Origin of the sequence: Sporosarcina sp. FSL W7-1349, assembly GCF_038003045.1 — a bacterium.
GTDB lineage: Bacteria > Bacillota > Bacilli > Bacillales_A > Planococcaceae > Sporosarcina.
This window is the reverse complement of the sequence record NZ_JBBOOK010000002.1, coordinates 542,091-562,845: the sequence shown is the minus strand read 5'-3', so window position 1 is coordinate 562,845 and position 20,755 is coordinate 542,091. Positions and strand designations below refer to the sequence as shown.

Sequence of the window (20,755 nt, the reverse complement as noted above, 5' to 3'; positions counted from 1 at the left end):
GTGGAAAGAATGCGGACGAAACGTGTGAAAGCTACCGTTTCCTATGATGGGACCCATTTTGCCGGGTATCAGTTTCAGCCGGGCATGCGGACCGTCCAGTCGGAAATCGACAAAGCGCTGCGAAAAGTGCATAAAGACAAAACCGTCTATTCAGTGGCGAGCGGCCGGACTGACGCAGGCGTCCATGCCTATGGACAAGTGATCCATTTCGATACGAAGCTCGCGTTGGAGCCGGATCGATGGATCATGGCATTGAATGTGTTATTGCCGAAAGATATCCGGATTGTCGGGGCGGAATATGTTGACGACGACTTCCATGCGCGCTATTCAGCGACGGGAAAGACTTATATTTTCAAATGGTCGTACAGTGAAATCCAAAGTCCGTTTGAACGCAATTATGCCGTTCATCTGGGAAGGTGGAAGCCCGACGTGGAACGGATGCGGGAAGCGGCGGCGTATTTCCTCGGCGAGCATGATTTTACAAGTTTTTGCTCGACGAAAACGGCGACGGCCAGCAAAGTGAGGACAGTCCGCTTGCTGACGCTGGAGGAACGTGAGAATCTGCTCGTCTTGACGATTGAGGGAGACGGCTTTTTATACAATATGGTACGGACGATTGCGGGGATGTTATTAGCGGTTGGCATCGGCTGGAACGCCCCGGAGGATGTCAAGGAAATCTTAGAGTTGAAGGACCGGAAAAAGGGCCCGAAAACCGCGCCAGCACACGGTTTATACCTTCATAGTGTGACCTATGAAGCATGAGGCAACTTTTCCTGGCGTTTTTCCGGAAATTGCTTGACTTATTGTGGAATACCCTATAAGATGAATAATGGTATTTCAATAACCCCACAAAAAAGCCCCGGAAGGTTTCTTGTGTTTAGGGATAGAGAAAACGGAACAGATTGATTTATTAGGAGGATAACGACTATGCGTACAACATTCATGGCGAAAGGTCAGGAAGTCGAACGTAAATGGCTAGTGGTAGACGCTGCAGGACAGACACTTGGTCGTCTGGCTTCTGAAGTGGCTTCCATTCTTCGTGGAAAACATAAACCGACTTTCACACCACATGTTGACACAGGTGACTATGTCATCATCATCAACGCGGATAAAATCGAATTGACAGGTAATAAATTGAAAGATAAAATCTACTACCGCCACACTGGACATCCAGGCGGCATCAAGCAACGTACAGCGCTTGAAATGCGTAACAACTACCCAACAAAAATGCTTGAATTGGCGATCAAAGGGATGCTTCCAAAAGGTCCACTCGGCCGTCAAACAGGCAAGAAACTTTACGTCTACGCTGGAGCGGAACATCCGCATGCGGCACAAAAACCGGAAGCATACGAGCTTCGCGGATAATTAAGAGGAGGAACCACCTTTGGCACAAGTACAATATCTCGGCACTGGCCGTCGTAAAAGCTCAGTAGCTCGTGTACGTCTCGTTCCTGGAGATGGCAAAATCGTCATCAACAACCGCGACGTCGAAGACTACGTACCATTCGAAACACTTCGCGAAGTCATCAAGCAACCACTCGTTGCAACTGAAACTCTTGGAAGCTACGATGTCCTTGTAAACGTCCACGGCGGCGGCTACACAGGACAAGCGGGCGCAATCCGTCACGGCGTTGCACGCGCACTACTTAACGTAGATCCTGACTTCCGTCCAACATTGAAATCTGCTGGATTGCTCACACGTGACGCTCGTATGAAAGAACGTAAAAAATACGGTCTTAAAGGCGCTCGTCGTGCACCTCAGTTCTCAAAACGTTAATCAATTCCTTATTGCATCAACGTTTACAAAGGTTTTTTGGTTCAAGTTGGCGCAAATCAGCTTGAACCTCATAAAGAACTTAACAGAGTTAAAGCATCAGCATCTTGCTGGTGCTTTTTTTCTGGCATTAATTCCAGATAATAATTCTGTGTGGTTTGGATATTGACGTGTCCTAATCGTTTGGAGACATATACAAGATCAATGTTCTGTGCAAATAAAAATGATGCGTGAGTATCCCTTAAACCATGAAAAGTAGTTCTCTCAATGCTTAGCATTTCTAAAAGCTCTGCTAATTGTTCAGACTGTTTAAAGCCACCAAATCCAAATATATATCCGTTTTCTTTTACAGGTATTTGCTGAATCAGCTCATACACGTCTTTATTTATCGAAACATCACGTTTTGCATTTGGTGATTTAAGTGAGGTATCGACAGACGTCGGACTGATTGATTGTCTCACTTGTATACCGTGTTCGTATAGGTTCTCTGGGCGAATCCCCAGCAGTTCTCCGCGACGCATACCAGTTTCAAGGGCTACGAGTACAAGCAAGTTAAACTCGTCTTCTGGATGCTCTAGAACGTATTTACGGAGCTTCTTAAAGTCAGTGATGGATAGAGCTTTATTTCGTTTTGGTGGATTCACTCCGCGTGTTTTTAACAAGCCGGCAAAGTCGTTCGTAATATAGCCACGTGCATAAGCATCACGTAGTGCTGTTCTAATTTTCAAAAGAACTTCATGCGTAGTTTTTCGGGAGTGAGTTTCCGCGTATTCGTCAATTTTGCTTTGTACCACAATGTCATTCAGATCTTTCAACTGAATGTCTTTAAAAAGATTTCTGATTACTCCAAGTACCCGTGTGTAGTTCTGGAATGTTGTTTCTTTTACGTCTTTGATCTTCACTACATAAATCCAATTCTCGAAGAAGTCAGCAAAGGTAGTATTTCTGTGCGCAAGCTCCTTACCTCCGCCTTTTGCCAATTCCATTTCTAAACTCCAGAGTTGAGCTTCTTTCTTAGTCGGAAACGTCTTAGATATTTTACTGTGCTTACCGTGTTTATATAGGGAAATTTGCGCCCTGTAAGATTTCCCTCTTTTTATGATACTAGCCATGCTATCAATTCCTTTCGTGCGAATAGTTGATAGATGCTAGTTGAATACAATTGTATTGTATTCTGAAACTAGCATATTATCAACCAAAGGTGAATTATATAGACTGGTTTTCGATGAAGTTAATCAGTGATTTGATTGTGTAGCGTTCTTGTCTGCCAATCATGAATCGGCTAAGTGTGTCGTGTTGCCTGATGTATTTATCGAATGATTTTGGATCAAGACCTAGAAAGCGTGAAGCTTGTTCTCTAGTTAGCAAGTATGGGTAGTCTTGTACAATTGAATCTGCTCTCATATAGACAACATCTCCTTTTATGAAGTTTACTTAAACGGACAGCCTTGCATTTGGTACAGGACAGTATATTTGTTTAGCCATGCTATAACGTCATCATTTGGTTCGTAATTTTCAAATTCGTCATATAGAAAATTCATACATTTCTTTAATCCTTCATCTCCCCAGATACGCCAAACTTTAAATAGGTAGGGAAACAAACCAGACCCATTTAAAATGTGCTTCTGAGACTGCTCTAATAAATTCGTACGGGGAGAAGGTGAGCTGAACATAAATGATCTCTGCTTTAACAAATCAAGCATCTTTTTTGTATAGGTCGTTAACTTCTGTGATTTACTATAGTAGAACTGGTAACGATCGGTTAAGGCTGAAACTAATAAGTCTTTAAGCTCTGTATCATTAGTGATGTCCTGTATTCTATCTGATAAGTCATGTGCGTAGGGCCCTTTATAGACAGCTTCAAAGCGTACCCAGTCGTCATAATGAATTGCTTCATCGTATCGGACGCCCATAGTTTCTACCTGCTCTTTCTTTTTATCATAGACCCTTAATAAAGCTTTTATATTTTTTGCTTTAGAGCCTAGATAAAAAGTAGAGGTGATATTGTCTTTAGTTATTGCAGACAATACGGAATTGTTTTTTCTTCCAGCGGCAGTTTTAACAATCTGATTCTTTTTTGAAAGCTGATTATAAATTGTATTCACATTTAATTTTTCATTTATAAAATCGATTGCAATGTCGATTCTTGAAAGACGAGAGGTGTATAATGAACTTTTGTTTACGTTATTGACGAACTGGTGCAACTGCATAGTTGAGGTATATAGTGATTCATAGCTCTTTCTATATTGCATCCAAGCGTGTGCTGAAAACTTTATGCAAATGCCCATCTGTATAAAATCAGGATGATAAGCAATTGCTAAGTAATATGGAGCATTGTCACATACAAAACCAATCGAATAACCTTGCGGTAAAGAGTATGTCGTTTCTTTTAAATTACCTAGTACGGTTTCTAATTCAGATAGGGTGACAAACTCATTAATAATGTTGATCGCTATACTCTCCCAACCTTCTACATGACTGGGCTTTGTCGTTGATTGTAAGACTAGAGTAAACTCATCGACTTGAACATCTAGCAAAGGTCATCACTCCTTTCAAGTCACGAAACCTTGCCATATCAAGCATAGACGTGATTTTTTTGTGAGGAGGAGCGGGGGTTGTTACACAACCCCTCGCTCCTTTTTTAAAAAGGTCACAGCTTCTAAAATGTCAAAATCTAAATAACTGAAGTGACATATTTTCGGTGTGTTAGCTACAATCGGACAAGTGAAGACACCCTGACCCAAGTTGAAATCTCTTGATGGGATATCTACTCCAGTACCAAATGCAGTTGTATAGGTTTGATTTTCCGCATTGCCAAGAACGAACTTAACGGGAAGATTTTCACGTAAATTAGTCGGCAATAAAGTGGCATCTGACTTCTGCATTACAATCCATAGGAAAAAACCTAACTGTCTTCCTTGTAGAACGACCTGAGACATTAGCTTCATAACTTCATCACGTTTCTTTTTTTCCATCGTCTGTAATACGGTTTGGAAGCTAGCAAATTCATCAAAAATAAATATATACGGTTCGTATTGAAAATCAGCATAGGTAGCTTCTAACTTTGTGTTCAATTTATTTTTAAGTTCAGTTTTTCTATCTTCCATACTTTTATTGAAACTTTGTAGTAAGGTGATGATATCTTCCATACTTGTGGCAGTACATTCAGCTGAAATTCTTTCACCGAGCACAGCGAGACTTGAGTTTTTGGGATCAGCGAAGTAAATATTATACTTCACGTTTTTAGTTAACATTTGAAGAATTAGCGAGTACAGTGCATATGTTTTGCCTGATCCAGTTTGACCAACAAGCAAAGTACCGTACAATGAAATATTTGTAGATTTATCGATGACTAATGTGTAGTCGTCTAATTGTAAGGAATAACTTCTAATTGCTTGAAGGTCGTTAAATTTAAGTTGCTGATCTATAGTGCTGTCATAAATTTCGAAAACAAAGAAATTTTCATTTTTAGATAAATATGCTCTGTCCACAATGAAATTCTTTAGCGCAAAAGAGATACTCACATCGCCAATGTCTTTGTTAATATTTATGTTTTCAATGGACAAAATTGCATTTGAAAAATTGGTCTTGAATTCTATGTTGATTTTTGGTAACTCGGCTATTTCTGTATTGAGGTAAAGTCTTTTATTGAAGTAGTTAGCATCCAAGAATGCTCTTCTTAGTCTTAGTACGTTTACATAGTGATTAAAAGCATACTTTAAACCCCTATATGCTTTATTACGGTACAACCAAACAACCGCTTGAAACAATACAACTACAGCTACCAATCTAGTGATTAAAGTACTCATGTCTTTTAATTGATCGACTCCCAACATGAGTTGGGAGTCGATTAGATTCAGGGAATAAGCTACGACAGTAAGCATTAGCAAAGAACTGTAAAGCAAGATTGCATTTTGCTGCCTTTTAGTTCGTAACTTACTTTGGCTTAACATTGATTTTCTCCACATTTTTAAAGCGAAGAATCAAGTCAAACCCGATCACAAAAGACTTTTCATTAATGAAGTCGATCAATCGTACATACTCGCCTTTGCTAACTTCAATACGCTCTTTACCATTTAAGACGGTAACATCAAAGGTATTCAGGATATTGTTGTCTCGTTTCATACCTGTTTTTTTATCAATACCGTATTCAGTCTCATCTTTGGTGATTGACAGAGTTAACGTAATGCCTTTTTCATCTGGGTCTTTTTTGCTGATATAAGGGCGTTGGGATACCAGACGATACATATTTCCAGTATTTTTTAGAAATTCTTCTGCTTTGAACTTAGTTTCAGTGAATACCCATGCGTTTGCGATCGGCATATTTCATAACCTCTTTCTTTTATTTTTTCTTTTGACTGATTTTTTGTAACTGATCGAGAGCGTATTCGAGTCCATAGATTGTGTTGACGACTTCGTCAATTCCTTTAACTGCTAGTTCACAGTTTTTAAAGATGAGTGTGATTTTGTCGTCGCCAAGTCTATCTCTGTAACTTTTTAGGGTTTCTAAGTTTTCATTGAGGTTTTCTATCGTTAGTTCTGATGAGAAATCCTCTAGGAAGTGACCGATACTTACTATTGCAGGGTATGACCATTTCGCCGACCCTAAGTGATAACCTGCAAAACTCATGAGGCTTCTCCTCCTTTCTGGTATACTTGAGAAAGTAATTGCTTAAAAACTTTCTAACTCAATTATAAAACTAGTGATTTTTCGGGAAAAATGAAGTTAAATGCTAACAACGTTGATATATGTAGGGTATTAATTATGTGAGGTGATTTTAAATGAACTTTTGGAAAGGAGAGTCAAGTCAAATAGAGGATTTAAAGAATCAATGGTTTTCAATGGAAGAAGCTATTGAAGAATTGGCGCTCGATGGAAATAAGATAACAGAGTCTTCTTTTCGTAGAGAGGCAAATCGAGTCGATCTAAATAAAGAATTTGCTCAAATTGGTAAGCCGCAAATTAAAGATGAAAAGTTAGAGGGTAAAGGAAGACCTAGAAAACTATATAATCGTGCATTTGTAGAAGCTCTAAGATCATTCGCAATTAGCAATACCTACGTGCGGGTTGAGGAGGAACCAATTGACTACTTTATAAGTAATGACTGGAAAGATGATATCGAAGTCGAATTTAAAGAAGTTATGAACAACTACTTAGACAATAAGCATATCTATAGTGCTGTTGATGAGCTGACCAGAATTGTCGGTGAAACTATAATACAAAAATACAATGCTATAATTGGACAAAATAAGTTTTTAATACATCAAAATAAAAAATTAGAAGACTCTAAAGAGTATTATATTGGTATGTACCGAGGAGTTGAAGAGAACGCCAATATGTTAAACAATCTTGCAGGATTTATTAAAAGCGACATTTCAGAATCCTCAGCAATGTTAAGCAAAAAAGAAGAGTACCACATTAAATTAACACTAAATATTAATCAACAATTAGAAGAAATACTAGAATTATTAAATGATATCAAAAGAAGTGGCAAGTAAGTATATAATACAAGCTAATGACGAGTATAAAAAGTGAGGGAGAAAAAATGACAAGAAAGGCAACGAACAAATACTTGCACAAGGCGAAAAAATCAAAAAGCGATGAATTTTATACATTGTATAGTGATATTCAAAAAGAAGTTGAAGCGTATCTAGAATATAATCCTGATGTATTCAGGAATAAAGTTGTATATTGTAACTGCGATGACCCATATGAGAGTAACTTTTTTCGTTATTTTGTTTTAAACTTTAAAAGAATTGGCTTGAAAAAGCTTATTACTACCAGTTACAAACCTTCTCCTGTCGCCAATACACAATTGGAATTGTTTAGCGACGATGAAAGTCTTACAGAATTATATGATCACCTCCCTAAGGTAACTGCCAACAGATTTATTATTAATGAAGTAGGCGACATAGATGGAGACAACGAATTTAACTTGAAAGATGTGGCATTGCAGCTCAAAAAAAATAAGCAAAATGAATGGATGCCACTAGAAGGCGATGGTGATTTTCGTAGTGAAGAGTCCATAGCTTTATTAAGGCAATCCGATATCATAGTTACTAATCCACCATTTAGTCTGTTCCGGGAGTATGTACAACAACTCGTTGACTATAATAAAGAATTCTTGATAATAGGAAATATAAATGCTATTTCGTATAAAGAAGTATTCCCTTTAATTAAGGAAAACAAAATTTGGTTAGGAACTGGAATGGGTAGATGGATATCAGGTTTTATTGTTCCCGATTCATACGAGCTATATGGAACAGAAGCTCGAATAGATGAGGAGGGAAATAGAATCGTTTCCACCAATAATTGTTTATGGCTTACAAATTTAGATCATGGAAAGAGACACCAGGAATTACCACTAATGACCATGAGTGATAATATTAAGTTTAGTTCCCATAAGAATGTTAGAGGGAAAGAATATGAAAAGTACGATAACTATGACGCGATAGAGGTTCCTTATACTGATGCTATACCCAGTGATTATGACGGTGTGATGGGAGTACCTATCACTTTTTTAGATAAATATAACCCGGAACAGTTCGAAATTGTGGGAGGTTACAACTATTCCCTAGATTATGATGGAAATACATGGAATGGGAAAGTTAATGGAAAGTACGTTTATAAAAGAATTCTGATTAAAAAGAAGGCTGACTAAATGAAAACTATATTAAGAACAGATATTACAGTCGAGAATATATGTGAAGGCTTTGTTTATAATGAGCTTGAAGGGCGAGGCTTGTTTGGACTTTCAGGGAAGCTTGTTATACAACCAGAATACCAAAGGAATTATATTTATGCTTCCGAAGATGGTAAAAGGGAAGTTGCTGTTATTGAGTCAATATTAAAAGGGTACCCTATTGGTTTAATATACTTTAATAAAGTCAGCGAGGATAATTTTGAAGTCCTAGATGGACAACAACGCATCACAAGTATTGGTCGCTTCATTACAAATAAATTTGCAATAAAAGACGAGAATGGTATGGAGCAAATTTTTGACGGTTTGGCATTAGATAAAAAAGAACAGATATTAAGAACAAAACTTCTAATCTACGAGTGTGAAGGAACGGAAAGTAAGATAAAAGAATGGTTTAAAACAATAAATATTGTTGGTGTTCCTCTTAATGATCAGGAATTACTCAATGCTGTATATTCAGGTCCTTTTGTTACTCTTTGTAAAGCAGAATTTAGCAATAGCCGAAATTCAAATATTCAAAAATGGAGTGCCTATATAAAAGGAAATGCCCATCGACAGGATTTTTTAGAACGTGCTCTTGAGTGGGTGAGTAAAGGGAATATTAGCGAATATATGACTCGGCATCGTTATGACAATAATATTGATGAATTAAAAACTTACTTCAATACGGTTCTTGATTGGGTTTCCAACATATTTATAGATGTTGAGGATGAAATGAAGGGATTAGAATGGGGTAGACTTTACGAACAATATCATAGTAAATCGTATAGTCCAAAAAAGGTTTCTGAAGAAGTGCGAAAACTATACGGAGATCCATATATTAAAAAACGCAAAGGAATTTTTGAGTATATTCTTGGCGGTTCCTTAGATACAAAGTTGCTTGAAGTAAGAATTTTTGACGAGGCTACCAAAAAAAGTGTGTATTCGCAACAGACTACAAAAGCGAAGAAAAAAGGCAATTCAAATTGTCCGCTGTGTGCGATAGGTCATGATTCAAATAAAAATAAAATTTGGACATTAAAAGAAATGGACGCCGACCATGTTACTGCATGGAGTAAAGGCGGAGCAACTGACGTTAAAAATTGCCAGATGTTATGCAAAATTCACAACCGTGCAAAAGGTAATAAATAATTTATACTTGACCATTTATCTAAGGATTAGGAAAGTAGTTTTTGTAGTATTCAACTAGCATCTACTTATTGTTGTGGTGCAAAGTGGTTCAAGTAATGTGAATTACAATCCATTTACATACATCTTAATCCATTTAAAAATTCCTGAAATGTCGGTATAAATGGATATTGATGTATACAATATGCTTGGAATTTATTTGTATATTTCTCAAAACGTTAATATCAGCATCATATCAACGTTTACAGCCTCTTCCCGGGATAATCGGGAAGGGGTTTTTTCATGTTGAGAATTGGATTGAATACCCTTAGTTAAAAATCAATGTAATCCCCGAATAATTTTGCCGTTGTTTCCTTTTGTATTAACAGGGGAGACTAATTTTAAAGAGAATGAAACCATTAAAAATGGAAAAGGTGATTTTATGAAATCAACTGATAAATTCACAGACAAAGCTGAGGTATATGCAAAATACCGTCCTAGTTACCCCCCTGAATATGTAGAGTATTTAATTGCGGAATCTGGTTTACAGGAGGGGTGTATGATTGCAGATATTGGTTCGGGAACTGGAATATTTAGCAGGCAGCTGCTGGAGAGGGGATTTACTGTCATCGGGGTGGAACCAAATGATGATATGAGAACTTTGGCGGAACAATCGTTGCAGCCCGATTCCCGTTTTATTTCGCTTAGGGCAACGGCTGAAAACACAACTATTAATGATCATAGTGTCGATTTAGTAACCGCAGCACAGGCATTTCATTGGTTTGACAAAAACAAGTTCAGCGTAGAATGCCAACGGATTTTGAAACAGGATGCAAAAGTGGCCCTTGTATGGAATAGCCGAGACGAATCGAGCGATATAAACAAGGAAAGTGCTGAAGTTTGCCAAAAGTACTGCCCCAATTTTAGCGGGTTTAGCGGTGGAATAGAGGAAACTCCAGTTGTATATCAGCAATTTTTTAAAGATGGCAAGTATGAGTTAAAGAGTTTTCGCAATGACTTGCAATTTGATTTCAAAGGATTTTTGGGCAGGTATTTATCCGCTTCCTTTTCCCCCGAGAAGACCGACAAGAAGTACAATCCCTTCATTGCTGCATTAACGAATTTATTTGAGAAATATAGCGAAAATGGCAAAGTAATTATCCCCAATAATACAAAAAGCTATTTGGGGGAAGTATGATGATTTCAAAATTCCCCAATCGGGTGTATAAAGAGCATGCTTACGAAGCCCTTGCGTTCGACTTTTTTCGGATGCAGGGCTATTTATCTTTTCCAATTTCCACAATTATTTAAGGGGAATTATGCTGTCAGTACATTTCTTTATAGCCTTATAGTCTAATTTCTCATTCCTCAAATTAAAAAATTATACTTTTTTTGCTTCGGAAAGACAACTTTATAAAATCAAAGCATCCTAATGATAATTGGTCCTAAGCATCTACTATGGGTTCCTTTTCCACTAGAGACCTTTTCAAACAAGCGATGAACTTCATCCTATTTCTACCCAGACCATGCTAAGATGAATATAGAAGATATAACAACATACGGAAATGGGACATCGATACAGAAGACATTCAAACCTGTTTGAATTAATAGAAGCTCTTAAACAAACAAGTCTATTTCTTGGTCGAGTCTTTTAGGAGAGTGTTGGATGGGGTTTATATATAAACTGCGGTCGTTCGTTTTTATTGCTATTTTATTTTTAATGATGGGGTTTGGCAGTGCCAGTGTTTCGGCAGAGCAGCCCGATTCGTTGCAAATGCTTGATTTTGAAGATGAGCTAAACTCGAAAACTTTTTATACGGCATTAGATGGAGAATGGAGCTTTTTTGATAAGGAATTGCTGTCGCCTGAGGAAGTGAAAGCAAGGGGTAGAAGCGGAACGGGACGAACCGTTTCGTTGCCCAGCTCGTTTCAAACCCAAACGGGGGAGGTCAATTCTTTTGGAACTTATAGTGTAATGGTCAAAATTCCAGAGGAATATGTCGGAAAAACATTGGCAATTCATATCCCGTTTCAATATAGTGCCTATACACTTTTCGTCGATCAAACCGAGATTGTCGACAACGGCATGGTGGGGAGGGATTCTACTTCCCATCGCAGTGAAATGGCGCCGAGGACGGGTTATTTCATTGCACAATCAGATGAAGTACAGCTTACTGTCCAAGTATCTAGTTTTGACCACATCCGGGGAGGGTTTGAGAACTCTATTTATATGGGGGATGCTTCGGTTGTTTCCAAACAATTCAATACGAATATGATTGGCACCCTATTTATGAATGGGTGTATTTTCATTATGGGCATGTTCATGATTTTATTTGCCTGGTATCGGAGACAGGAGCATGTGTTTTTCATATTCGGAATTTTTTCCATGCTCATCTCTGTTCGGGCCCTATTTTCCGTTCCCTTTTACTACACGCTCGTCTTTTTGGATATGTCTTGGCTCTGGGGAACCCGGCTGGAGTATATTTTGACGGAAGCGACCTCCATGTGTTATGTCATTTTACTATGGAAATGGCATGAAAAGGAGTTTTCCAAAAAGGTGATGTATGGACTCGTCCTCGTGCATATGGCGACCATCGTGGCGACTTTATTTACACAGCCTGTCTTTTTCCAAGCACTTTTCTTCAAGGTATTTAATTTGGCTATCCCTACTTTTTTCTATCTATTATATGTTATTTATAAAAGCATCCAGAACAATAACAAGACCGCGAAAATCAACCTGGTCGGGATGCTTCTCATATTTTTTGCATTCTTCAATGATTTTGCCATAGGGAACAATTGGTACCAAGGGACGGAGCTGATGCTGCCAGCGGTCGCTGTCTACATACTAATCCATGTCATCTTGATGAGCAAAGGTTATGCGGAGACGACCCGGAAAACGGAACAGCAGAATAGGCAATTGCTTGCTTTAAACTCGTCCAACGAAAAACTTGCGGCTAAACTCCAAAAAGAGATTAAACACAAGGATGATTTCCTTGCGAACACGTCCCATGAACTTCGCAATCCGTTGCACGGCATTCTTAATATCTCGCAATCCATTTTACAAAATGGATCGGATCGACTGGATGAAAAGACATATAATGATTTGGAACTTCAACTGACAATCGGCTATCACATGTCACGGACACTGGAAGATTTGCTGGATGTCACCCGTTTGAAGGAGCATCGTATTCAGTTGCAAAAGGATCGTCTCGATATACAGGCAATCGCATTGGCTGTTGTCGACATGCTTAAAGTTTTAATTGACAATAAAAATATTCAATTGGAAGTTCGCATCTCAGATGATTTTCCCGATGTATTGGGGGATAAAAACCGGCTTATTCAAATTTTGTTCAATCTTCTTCATAACGCGGTGAAATATACGACGGAGGGTATCGTTACAATCGATGCGGACATTCAAGGAGAAACAGCCCGCGTCCATATTGCCGATACGGGCATAGGGATAAGCGAGAAAGCACTGCGTACGATTTTCAATCCGTATGAACAAGTAGATTCCAGCATGACGGCAATCGGAGGCGGGCTCGGTCTAGGTCTTAGCATATGTAAACAGTTGGTCGAATTGCACGGAGGTACGATAAAAGCAAGTTCGGTCCAGGGGAAAGGTTCGGTATTTACGTTCACCTTGCCATTGGCGGGAGATTTCGTCGAGGAGAAAGTTGCGGAATCAGCAATTCCGACAAGCACGAGCGGGGTTCTCGTTAAAGGGACACCGGTTGCCATGCATCAGGCGATGTTTCAGGCATTTTCAAAAAAAGCAGCTTCCTCCTATAGACCGAAAATTTTGGCTGTCGACGATGATCCGGTGAATTTGAAAGTGTTAACCAATATCCTTTCACAGGATTATTATGAGGTGAAGACCGTCACAAGCGGGAAAGAAGCATTACAACAGCTGGAACTAAAAAAATGGGATTTGGTCATCTCAGATGTTATGATGCCCAACCTATCGGGATATGAATTGACCCGCGCCATCAGAGAGAAATTTTCAATATCCGAACTTCCCATCCTTCTTTTGACGGCGCGAAGCAACCCGGGGGATATCTACACAGGTTTTCTGGCAGGAGCAAATGATTATGTGACAAAACCGGTTGACGCAGTGGAATTGAATGTTCGGGTTCATTCTCTAACAGACTTACAAGCATCCATCCATGAACGATTACGTATGGAAGCGGCCTGGCTTCAAGCGCAAATTCGCCCACATTTCATGTTGAATACACTTAATGCGATTGTTTCATTGAGCGAAATGGATATACCGCGCATGAGCCGTCTCCTGGAGAGGTTCTCCCATTATTTGCAAAGCAGTTTTTATCTCAAAAATTTGGACAAGGTCGTCCCGCTTCAAGATGAACTCGATTTACTTACATCTTATTTATATATTGAGAAGGAACGATTTGGGGAACGGCTTCATATAGAATGGGAATTGGACAAAATCGAAGAGAAAGTCATGGTGCCGCCCTTGTCGATTCAAACATTAGTAGAAAATGCCGTTAATCATGGAGTATTAAAGAAGATAGATGGAGGTACGATCCACATACAAATCCGAAAAAAGGACGGTTATGTGGAAATCGCTATTATAGATGATGGAGTAGGAATGGAAGAAGAAATGATTAAACAACTATTTACGATGCAACCAGACCAGAAAAAAGGTATTGGATTACTCAACACTGAGCAACGCCTGAAGCGATTATATGGCAAGGGGTTGCATGTTTCCAGCACACCAGGCGTCGGTACGGCTATTAAATTCACAATACCAACGGACATCTAAAAGTGACAATAGTAAAGAGTATAAAATATACAGTTTTAAAGTCGCCCGTAGTGTACTACAAATATTGAACATGGTTATATATGATTCTCTACAACCCTTTCCTGGTCTTATCCGGGGGAGGGTTGTGGCGTTTTCCGAGCGGATGTTTTATTGGAGGTGTGATACTTACTTGCGTCAGGTCAAACGTGAAAAATGCTGTTTGACATTAAAAGTGTATTAAGTGTATAATACAAAACATGAAGTGTATTAACACATTAATACATAACAGCTATTTTCCAAATGGATTCCATTATGGCAGGCTTCATACAATATTTGCAGATGGCGTCTTGTACATTTTTTTTGCGGTTGATGTATTACGCTCTTAATACAGTGTATTAATAAATTTTAGGAGTTGGGTCTATGGCGGTAAAGTTTAATAATCGAGATCCTGTTTATGTGCAAGTGATTCGGCATTTTAAAGAACAGATTGCAAAAGGTACCTTTGAGCCGGGTCAGGAGATTCCGTCAAGAAGGGAACTGGCGAATCGGCTTAAGATTAATCCCAATACGGCGCAGCGAGCGTATAAAGAAATGGAGGAACAAGGGTTGATTTTCACAGAGGGGAATTTACCTAGCCGCATTACGAAAGATGAGCAGGTGCTAAAAATGGTAAGAGAGGAACTGATTTTGGAGGCGGTTGAGACGTTTGTTCAGTCGGTTCGAACCATCAATGTACCTGTACACGAGGCTTTGAATTTAGTGAAGGATACGTACGAAAAGGGAAATTAATTAAATAGGGGGATCTTCATGATTGAAATAAAAGATGTAACAAAGAAGTTTGGCAAGAAGAAAGTGTTGAAAGGCGTGTCTTTTACCGCAGAAAAAGGGAAGATTACTTGTTTAATTGGCATCAATGGTGTCGGGAAAACAACTATTATGAAAGCGATTATGGCATTAACGCCGATTAATAGTGGTGAAATCCTCATTGATGGTGCCAAAATTCATAAAGAGAGCTATGAAAAAATTACCTTCATACCGGATACCATAACAATGCTGCCGCATATGCAAATACGAGAAGCCTTTGTATTCATGGCCGACTTTTACGACAGCTGGAACAAGGCCCGTGCCAGTGAACTTCTTCACTTTTTTAAACTGAATGAAACAGATCGAATTTCTGAACTGTCAAAAGGAAATACCGCCAAAGTAAACCTGATTCTCGGGTTAGCCATGGATGTCGATTATGTCTTAATGGACGAACCTTTTTCAGGGATTGATATATTTAGCCGTGAGCAAATTGCCGACGTATTTACGAGTCATTTAATTGAAGGCCGCGGCGTTATTATCACGACGCATGAAATTAATGATATCGAACATTTGATTGATAAAGCGGTTCTGCTAGATAACGGTGTAGTTTTAAAAGAATTTGATACAGAAGAAGTAAGGGAAACAGAAGGGAAATCGGTAATTGATGTCATGAGAGAGGTGTATCAAGCATGAATCGCTATTTGAAGTTAGTCAATTTCGAGTTTATCCGTTTTTTAAAGCTATATCTCGTTTTAATTGGACTTACGATTCTTTCGCAAGTTATTGGGGTTATTGTGGAAGCCCAATTGTATGTAAATCGGGCGAATGAGTTGATTTACAAGGAATTCATGCCAAAGAGTGAGTTTATCGAAAGCTATGGGCCGATGTCTTTTTTTAATATTACTCAGACAGCGTGGTTTATGGGACCCATTGTAGTTTCCGGCGTTATATTAGTGATTTATGTCTTCTTTATTTGGTATCGTGATTGGCTTGGAAAAAACACATTCAGTTATCGTTTGTTCATGTTGCCAACAGCGCGTATTCATATCTATTTAGCAAAAGCGACAACGATTTTACTTTATGTTTTAGGCCTCGTTGCCTTACAACTAGTATTATTGCCAGTTGAAATTCAGGTGTTACAGTGGATGGTTCCAAGTGAGTTTCGTACGGATCTTTCTGTTAGTGAGATTACGAATATCAACAATTTGGATATCTTGTTTCCAAATACTTTTATTGAATTTATTCTTTATTACGGCACTGGTATTGCAGCTGTATGTATTGTGTTTACAGCCATTTTGTTTGAACGTTCTTATCGCCTAAAAGGGATTGTGTATGGTCTTCTGTATTGTGGTGTTTCCCTTTTCGTCTTTTTTGCACCGATACTAGTGAATGAGTTCATGTTAAAAAGTTATTTTTATCCAAAGGAACTGTTTTTCATGGAGTTATCGGCAGGTCTTCTTGTCCTAGCTTGTGCAATTTGGATAGGCCACTTTCTGATGAAGAACAAAGTAAGGGTTTGACGGGAGGTCATACAGATGAAGCGCTATTGGAAAATCATTTCGATTTGTTTGGTTACGCTGCTTGTTATCGGAACTTTTTACACACAATCAAGTTTCGCCGCAAATAAGCGTGTGGAAATTGAATTTGAAAAAGTAAGCGGCAATGAGGATGAAGTGAAGAACGTAATGATAGACGGTGTTTATTGGGATCGCTCGTCCCAGCCCATACAAATTACTAATGAAGAAACCAGAGATCTAAATAATCAATCCTTTCTACAAAAATTGGATAGAATACATGTACCGCCGATGTTTGATGATTTAGTGAAACAGCAAAAGAATTTTATGCGGAGCAAGGATCTGGTGCCTAATTATTTTTTTGAAGATGAAAAATTACTGGCATATGCCAATGTTACAGCGAAAACCTATGTGCATCCTGCAAAGGATTTATCCTTTGATATTGAAGTGCTGAATAAAGAAACAAAAGAAAGTACAGCACTCCGGCTAGATGTCCCAGAAAGAGAGAGTTACGGTTGGATGCAGGTGGAGGCTGTTCAAGTAGTAGATGGTGAATTAAAGGTGATCACCCAGGGGTATCGAAAAGATAGCAAGGGGGAATACCAATTCCATGTCTATACAATTGATGTGGAAGAGGGGAAACTGGTAAGTGATAACATCATTGCTTCTACTCCCACAGTAAAGAATGGATGGTCTGACATGCAAGTAATCAATAATGTTGAACCTTTCCAACGATTTAACTATCTTTTGATTCGAATCGAGGCTTTTGAAGAGGAATTGGTACAAAGCGATGGTCAACCAACTACAGTCGCGTCTGAATACCTGGTGTACAATATAGAAAAGAATCGATCCGAAAAGTTAGTGGGACCTGACGACATACTGGCAACTATAGACGGCGCATCGACAATCATTAACTCTACAATTTATGTTCCGTCACAAGCAGCGAATGGTTTAGAGGTCAACCGGTATGATATCGAAACTGGTAAATGGGACGAAAAGTTGACCTTTGATTTACCAGATAGTACGGGTGAAGAGCAGACATCTTATAGTAAGGTGATGAATGGAAAAATATATATTGTTTATGCTACAAGTAGTGGACAAGCCCTAATTATAAGTGATTTGCCAACAGGGGAGTCATTATATGAAGGAAAATTAAAATTGAAACATCAACAAGAAGACCATCAGGATTTTCAACTTTATATAAATGAAATAGGGTTTACTCAATAAAAAGATAGGATGCTTTTTTCGATTGTCGTCTCGTACAAACCTAAGAATGTTGTTGGCAGAACAGCATCTTTGTAAGATATTAAACCTAATAAAAGAAATGGTACAATAATTATAGTTACCATGAAAGTCGGCAAAAACCATCCTAATTTCAATGTGATTCTATTTTTTTTCATGAAATTCACCTTTCATTTTAAGACCGAATATAATAGGTATTTTTATTCGAATGAATTTGAGCTACTTTGTACCCTCCTTTAAGAGCCCTTATGATTGTACAACATACTATACTGAAATAGTAGCTATATTTAACAATGAAGATATATCGTAAAACTATTGAGGTATAAAGAGTAGATAAGAGAGGAATGAGAGGCAATGGTTTTGAAAGATGCTTCTACCAGTCTTGGTAGCACGTTCTACAAATTTTCAGGCTCCCATAGGCAGCATGGACTTGCACAGTGGATGAAATAAAAGCCAGGCATCTGCCTTTTAAGGATGCCTGGTGTTTTGCAATCGTAAACAACGAATGTTTGCTATAAGGTTAAAGCGGTCAAGACTTTCCGTCTGCCAATGCAAGTTTGATATGGGCTAAGTGATGCTCTTCATGCCATGCTAATTTCGCCAATTTTGTTGCCACGGTAATCTCACCGTTTACTTGATGAATGAATGACCGATTTAGCTGCTCTTCCGTTATATTGCCGAACAGTGCTGCGAGACGTTCATTTATGCCTGCCAACATTTTAATGGAGCTTTCTACGGGAAGCTCGGTATCCGGCTGGACGGCCCACTTGTCCTGATTGAAAGCCGGGACTGTCGGAGTGTCTTCTGTCAAAGCCAGTTTCAGGCGTTGGTACATATTCAGCTGGGAATCCGCTATGTGATGAACAAGCTGACGTACAGTATAGCTGCCTTCGCGGTATGTTTTCTCTAATTCCTCATCGCTTAATGAGCCAACCGTTTGTCTTAGTCGATCCGCGTATGTCTTGATTTCCTTCCACCATTTTTGAATATCGGCTACGCTTACGTTTTCGGGAACTTGCAATGGCCCGATTGGAAACTTTACATCCATTTTGCCATACCTTCTTTCTGTGCTATTTGTTTTGCTTCTCCACTAAATATATCATTAATCTTACAATTGATGAATTATTCCGGAAATTTTAGCCGATTCAAACCAATTGAAACTACCCTGAATGCACAGACACTGGCTGCGTCATTCGGATGATTTTACAAATCCGGTCTTTTGTCGACTGCTAAATTCGCTATAATTCAATTAATACAATGACAAAGGAGAAAGAAGGATGAAAAAGCTTTTATATGGCCTGATTTGTACGCTTATCCTGTTGGCAGGCTGTACGGCTAAAGAAGAAACGCAAGTTCAGGCGGAAAATCAGGCGCAGACAGAGACAAAAACGGCGGCTGAACAAGAATCGAACGAATTTGAACTAGCGAAGCCCGAGTATTACGAGGTTGCTGGCGTTGATCGTGAATTGACGGACGTGGAAAAAAAACTTCTCCGGAAACCGGGTATTTACGGCGGAAATAACTACGATGAAGAAAAAGTCAAGGAAGCGATGGACGAGTGGCCGGATAATCTGACGGAGGAGCAGTATTTGAATGAAATGCTGCATCTTCTTGGAGAAGATTATTATGAGGGGATGAAGACTTTTCTAACATTCGATCCAACGGTGGCGGTAGATTATGAAAGGCCCGATGGACAAGTGAACGAGCCGAAGCTGAAAACGGCACATTACGCCATTTTGATCGATGCGAGCGGAAGCATGAAAGCGATGGCGGACGGCAAATCACGTATGGATTCGGCGAAGGATGCGGTCTTGGATTTCGCCAAACAGATACCGGAGGATGCGACCGTGTCGATGCGGGGGTATGGCCATAAAGGCTCCGGCAACCAATCGGACAAGGAGCTTTCCTGCAGCAGCACGGAAAATTTCTATAATGGGAAGTTTGAAGAGACGGCGTTCCGGGAGGCACTACACAACGTGAAACCCGCAGGCTGGACGCCGATCGGACTTGTCCTGGAAACCGTGAAAGAAGATATTCCGGAAGATACGGATGAAGCGGTTGTCTACGTAGTAAGCGACGGCATCGAAACCTGCGGCGGCGATCCGGTGAAAGCGGCGGGAGAACTCGTTTCGGGCAATATTCAGACGGTCGTCAATATTATCGGCTATGATGTCGATAATGAAGGGCAGACCTTGCTGAAAAAAGTGGCCGATGCAGGGAACGGGGAATTCATCTACGTTAATTCCGAGAAAGAACTGAAAAAATATATGCGGAAGCAATACGAAGTGATTCAGCAGCAATGGTGGGACTGGAAAGAGAAAGGCCAAGACGAAGCATGGGATCAGAAAGTCGTCCTCCAAGATCTTGCCTGGGATACAAAAGTTGAGCTGCAGGAAAAGTCGCTAAGGGAAAAAGAACGGATGCAGGCTGCAGAAGAGTATCTTCGAACGAAGTATGAGGACAGCGGTCATCCCGCCCGCAATCTGTCACGTAATTTGATTGCCGATCAGCATGCAAAATATAATTATGTCACAAAGACGGGCAACGATCTCTACAGTGAAAGTACGAGAAACGGCAATAAACTCTACAATGACATTACCAAAGAGGGAAACCAGAAATATAACGAAACGATTCAAAAGAAAAACGCGGAGTAAGTGAAATTCAGAAAATTACTTTTATATGAAGCGCCTGCTAATCGATAATCGATGGGAGGCGCTTTTTCCTTGTTGTTCTGTAGGGAGGATAGTCTAGCCGACTCTACCTCCCTTCAAAATTTGTCTAATATCACAAGCATATCTCTTGAAAGTCAAACAAGGTCAGGGTAAAATGGTATCAAGGTCAAAGTTAGTCAACA

At 39.3% G+C, this 20,755-nt stretch carries 19 protein-coding genes; 13 read left to right on the top strand and 6 right to left on the bottom strand.

Annotated elements, in window-relative coordinates:
• The first annotated feature begins 9 nt into the window (after positions 1 to 9).
• The 3 genes from truA to rpsI all read left to right on the top strand — a co-directional run bounded on the left by truA (position 10) and on the right by rpsI (position 1,777).
• The gene (gene truA, locus MKY41_RS16690) at positions 10 to 762 is read left to right on the top strand and encodes a tRNA pseudouridine(38-40) synthase TruA (RefSeq protein WP_340746155.1); all 753 of its coding nucleotides are present in this window, start codon (positions 10 to 12) and stop codon (positions 760 to 762) included.
• A 165-nt stretch (positions 763 to 927) separates the two neighbouring features.
• Positions 928 to 1,365: a 50S ribosomal protein L13 gene (gene rplM, locus MKY41_RS16685; RefSeq protein ID WP_041071939.1), complete on the top strand. Its 438-nt coding sequence runs from the start codon at positions 928 to 930 to the stop codon at positions 1,363 to 1,365.
• Between the two features lie 19 nt (positions 1,366 to 1,384).
• The gene (gene rpsI / locus MKY41_RS16680) at positions 1,385 to 1,777 is read left to right on the top strand and encodes a 30S ribosomal protein S9 (protein ID WP_340746154.1); all 393 of its coding nucleotides are present in this window, start codon (positions 1,385 to 1,387) and stop codon (positions 1,775 to 1,777) included.
• A 68-nt stretch (positions 1,778 to 1,845) separates the two neighbouring features.
• Here rpsI and MKY41_RS16675 read toward each other — a convergent pair whose 3' ends face one another.
• From MKY41_RS16675 to MKY41_RS16655, 5 genes are all read right to left on the bottom strand, one after another.
• Positions 1,846 to 2,886 carry a tyrosine-type recombinase/integrase gene (locus MKY41_RS16675; protein ID WP_078818355.1) on the bottom strand — a complete coding sequence of 347 codons (1,041 nt, stop codon included), beginning with the start codon at positions 2,884 to 2,886 and terminating at the stop codon, positions 1,846 to 1,848.
• Between the two features lie 318 nt (positions 2,887 to 3,204).
• Positions 3,205 to 4,311, bottom strand: coding sequence for a replication initiation factor domain-containing protein (locus MKY41_RS16670; RefSeq protein WP_078818353.1), 1,107 nt, complete (start codon positions 4,309 to 4,311; stop codon positions 3,205 to 3,207).
• Positions 4,312 to 4,392: 81 nt separating this feature from the next.
• A complete protein-coding gene (locus MKY41_RS16665; RefSeq protein WP_217698593.1) occupies positions 4,393 to 5,727 on the bottom strand; it encodes an FtsK/SpoIIIE domain-containing protein in 1,335 nt (444 codons plus the stop codon).
• Positions 5,711 to 6,097 (bottom strand): hypothetical protein, encoded by a 387-nt coding sequence (locus tag MKY41_RS16660; protein WP_078818352.1) that lies wholly within the window; start codon positions 6,095 to 6,097, stop codon positions 5,711 to 5,713. Before MKY41_RS16660 ends, MKY41_RS16665 begins: the two co-directional genes overlap by 17 nt.
• A 19-nt stretch (positions 6,098 to 6,116) precedes the next feature.
• Entirely contained in the window at positions 6,117 to 6,404 is a 288-nt protein-coding gene (locus MKY41_RS16655; RefSeq protein ID WP_078818351.1) for a hypothetical protein, read from the bottom strand.
• Positions 6,405 to 6,556: 152 nt separating this feature from the next.
• Between MKY41_RS16655 and MKY41_RS16650 the strand changes: the two genes are divergently transcribed.
• From MKY41_RS16650 to MKY41_RS16610, 9 genes are all read left to right on the top strand, one after another.
• The gene (locus MKY41_RS16650; protein WP_078818350.1) at positions 6,557 to 7,273 is read left to right on the top strand and encodes a hypothetical protein; all 717 of its coding nucleotides are present in this window, start codon (positions 6,557 to 6,559) and stop codon (positions 7,271 to 7,273) included.
• A 47-nt stretch (positions 7,274 to 7,320) separates the two neighbouring features.
• Entirely contained in the window at positions 7,321 to 8,436 is a 1,116-nt protein-coding gene (locus MKY41_RS16645; protein WP_078818349.1) for an adenine-specific methyltransferase EcoRI family protein, read from the top strand.
• Positions 8,437 to 9,606, top strand: coding sequence for an HNH endonuclease family protein (locus MKY41_RS16640; protein ID WP_078818348.1), 1,170 nt, complete (start codon positions 8,437 to 8,439; stop codon positions 9,604 to 9,606). It abuts the gene before it with no gap.
• A 418-nt stretch (positions 9,607 to 10,024) separates the two neighbouring features.
• Positions 10,025 to 10,780 carry a class I SAM-dependent methyltransferase gene (locus tag MKY41_RS16635; protein ID WP_340746153.1) on the top strand — a complete coding sequence of 252 codons (756 nt, stop codon included), beginning with the start codon at positions 10,025 to 10,027 and terminating at the stop codon, positions 10,778 to 10,780.
• Positions 10,781 to 11,248: 468 nt separating this feature from the next.
• Positions 11,249 to 14,362 carry a hybrid sensor histidine kinase/response regulator gene (locus tag MKY41_RS16630; RefSeq protein WP_340746152.1) on the top strand — a complete coding sequence of 1,038 codons (3,114 nt, stop codon included), beginning with the start codon at positions 11,249 to 11,251 and terminating at the stop codon, positions 14,360 to 14,362.
• A 399-nt stretch (positions 14,363 to 14,761) separates the two neighbouring features.
• Positions 14,762 to 15,130, top strand: a complete 369-nt coding sequence (locus MKY41_RS16625; protein WP_340746151.1) for a GntR family transcriptional regulator — start codon at positions 14,762 to 14,764, stop codon at positions 15,128 to 15,130.
• An 18-nt stretch (positions 15,131 to 15,148) separates the two neighbouring features.
• Positions 15,149 to 15,838 (top strand): ABC transporter ATP-binding protein, encoded by a 690-nt coding sequence (locus MKY41_RS16620; protein ID WP_340746150.1) that lies wholly within the window; start codon positions 15,149 to 15,151, stop codon positions 15,836 to 15,838.
• Positions 15,835 to 16,665: a hypothetical protein gene (locus MKY41_RS16615; protein WP_340746149.1), complete on the top strand. Its 831-nt coding sequence runs from the start codon at positions 15,835 to 15,837 to the stop codon at positions 16,663 to 16,665. Before MKY41_RS16620 ends, MKY41_RS16615 begins: the two co-directional genes overlap by 4 nt.
• A gap of 15 nt (positions 16,666 to 16,680) precedes the next feature.
• The gene (locus MKY41_RS16610; RefSeq protein ID WP_340746148.1) at positions 16,681 to 17,886 is read left to right on the top strand and encodes a hypothetical protein; all 1,206 of its coding nucleotides are present in this window, start codon (positions 16,681 to 16,683) and stop codon (positions 17,884 to 17,886) included.
• A gap of 544 nt (positions 17,887 to 18,430) precedes the next feature.
• On the opposite strand, the gene MKY41_RS16605 is transcribed toward MKY41_RS16610, so the two are convergent.
• Positions 18,431 to 18,949 carry a YfiT family bacillithiol transferase gene (locus MKY41_RS16605; RefSeq protein ID WP_041071930.1) on the bottom strand — a complete coding sequence of 173 codons (519 nt, stop codon included), beginning with the start codon at positions 18,947 to 18,949 and terminating at the stop codon, positions 18,431 to 18,433.
• Between the two features lie 229 nt (positions 18,950 to 19,178).
• Here MKY41_RS16605 and MKY41_RS16600 point away from each other — a divergent pair, with 229 nt between their 5' ends.
• Positions 19,179 to 20,555, top strand: a complete 1,377-nt coding sequence (locus MKY41_RS16600; protein ID WP_340746147.1) for a VWA domain-containing protein — start codon at positions 19,179 to 19,181, stop codon at positions 20,553 to 20,555.
• Positions 20,556 to 20,755 lie beyond the last annotated feature (200 nt).

Coding starts and splice junctions, on each gene's coding strand:
- truA (WP_340746155.1), top strand. CDS start 10: ATGCGGACGAAACGTGTGAAAGCTACCGTTTCCTATGATGGGACCCAT.
- rplM (WP_041071939.1), top strand. CDS start 928: ATGCGTACAACATTCATGGCGAAAGGTCAGGAAGTCGAACGTAAATGG.
- MKY41_RS16675 (WP_078818355.1), bottom strand. CDS start 2,886: ATGGCTAGTATCATAAAAAGAGGGAAATCTTACAGGGCGCAAATTTCC.
- MKY41_RS16665 (WP_217698593.1), bottom strand. CDS start 5,727: ATGTTAAGCCAAAGTAAGTTACGAACTAAAAGGCAGCAAAATGCAATC.
- MKY41_RS16660 (WP_078818352.1), bottom strand. CDS start 6,097: ATGCCGATCGCAAACGCATGGGTATTCACTGAAACTAAGTTCAAAGCA.
- MKY41_RS16655 (WP_078818351.1), bottom strand. CDS start 6,404: ATGAGTTTTGCAGGTTATCACTTAGGGTCGGCGAAATGGTCATACCCT.
- MKY41_RS16650 (WP_078818350.1), top strand. CDS start 6,557: ATGAACTTTTGGAAAGGAGAGTCAAGTCAAATAGAGGATTTAAAGAAT.
- MKY41_RS16645 (WP_078818349.1), top strand. CDS start 7,321: ATGACAAGAAAGGCAACGAACAAATACTTGCACAAGGCGAAAAAATCA.
- MKY41_RS16640 (WP_078818348.1), top strand. CDS start 8,437: ATGAAAACTATATTAAGAACAGATATTACAGTCGAGAATATATGTGAA.
- MKY41_RS16635 (WP_340746153.1), top strand. CDS start 10,025: ATGAAATCAACTGATAAATTCACAGACAAAGCTGAGGTATATGCAAAA.
- MKY41_RS16630 (WP_340746152.1), top strand. CDS start 11,249: ATGGGGTTTATATATAAACTGCGGTCGTTCGTTTTTATTGCTATTTTA.
- MKY41_RS16625 (WP_340746151.1), top strand. CDS start 14,762: ATGGCGGTAAAGTTTAATAATCGAGATCCTGTTTATGTGCAAGTGATT.
- MKY41_RS16620 (WP_340746150.1), top strand. CDS start 15,149: ATGATTGAAATAAAAGATGTAACAAAGAAGTTTGGCAAGAAGAAAGTG.
- MKY41_RS16615 (WP_340746149.1), top strand. CDS start 15,835: ATGAATCGCTATTTGAAGTTAGTCAATTTCGAGTTTATCCGTTTTTTA.
- MKY41_RS16610 (WP_340746148.1), top strand. CDS start 16,681: ATGAAGCGCTATTGGAAAATCATTTCGATTTGTTTGGTTACGCTGCTT.
- MKY41_RS16605 (WP_041071930.1), bottom strand. CDS start 18,949: ATGGATGTAAAGTTTCCAATCGGGCCATTGCAAGTTCCCGAAAACGTA.
- MKY41_RS16600 (WP_340746147.1), top strand. CDS start 19,179: ATGAAAAAGCTTTTATATGGCCTGATTTGTACGCTTATCCTGTTGGCA.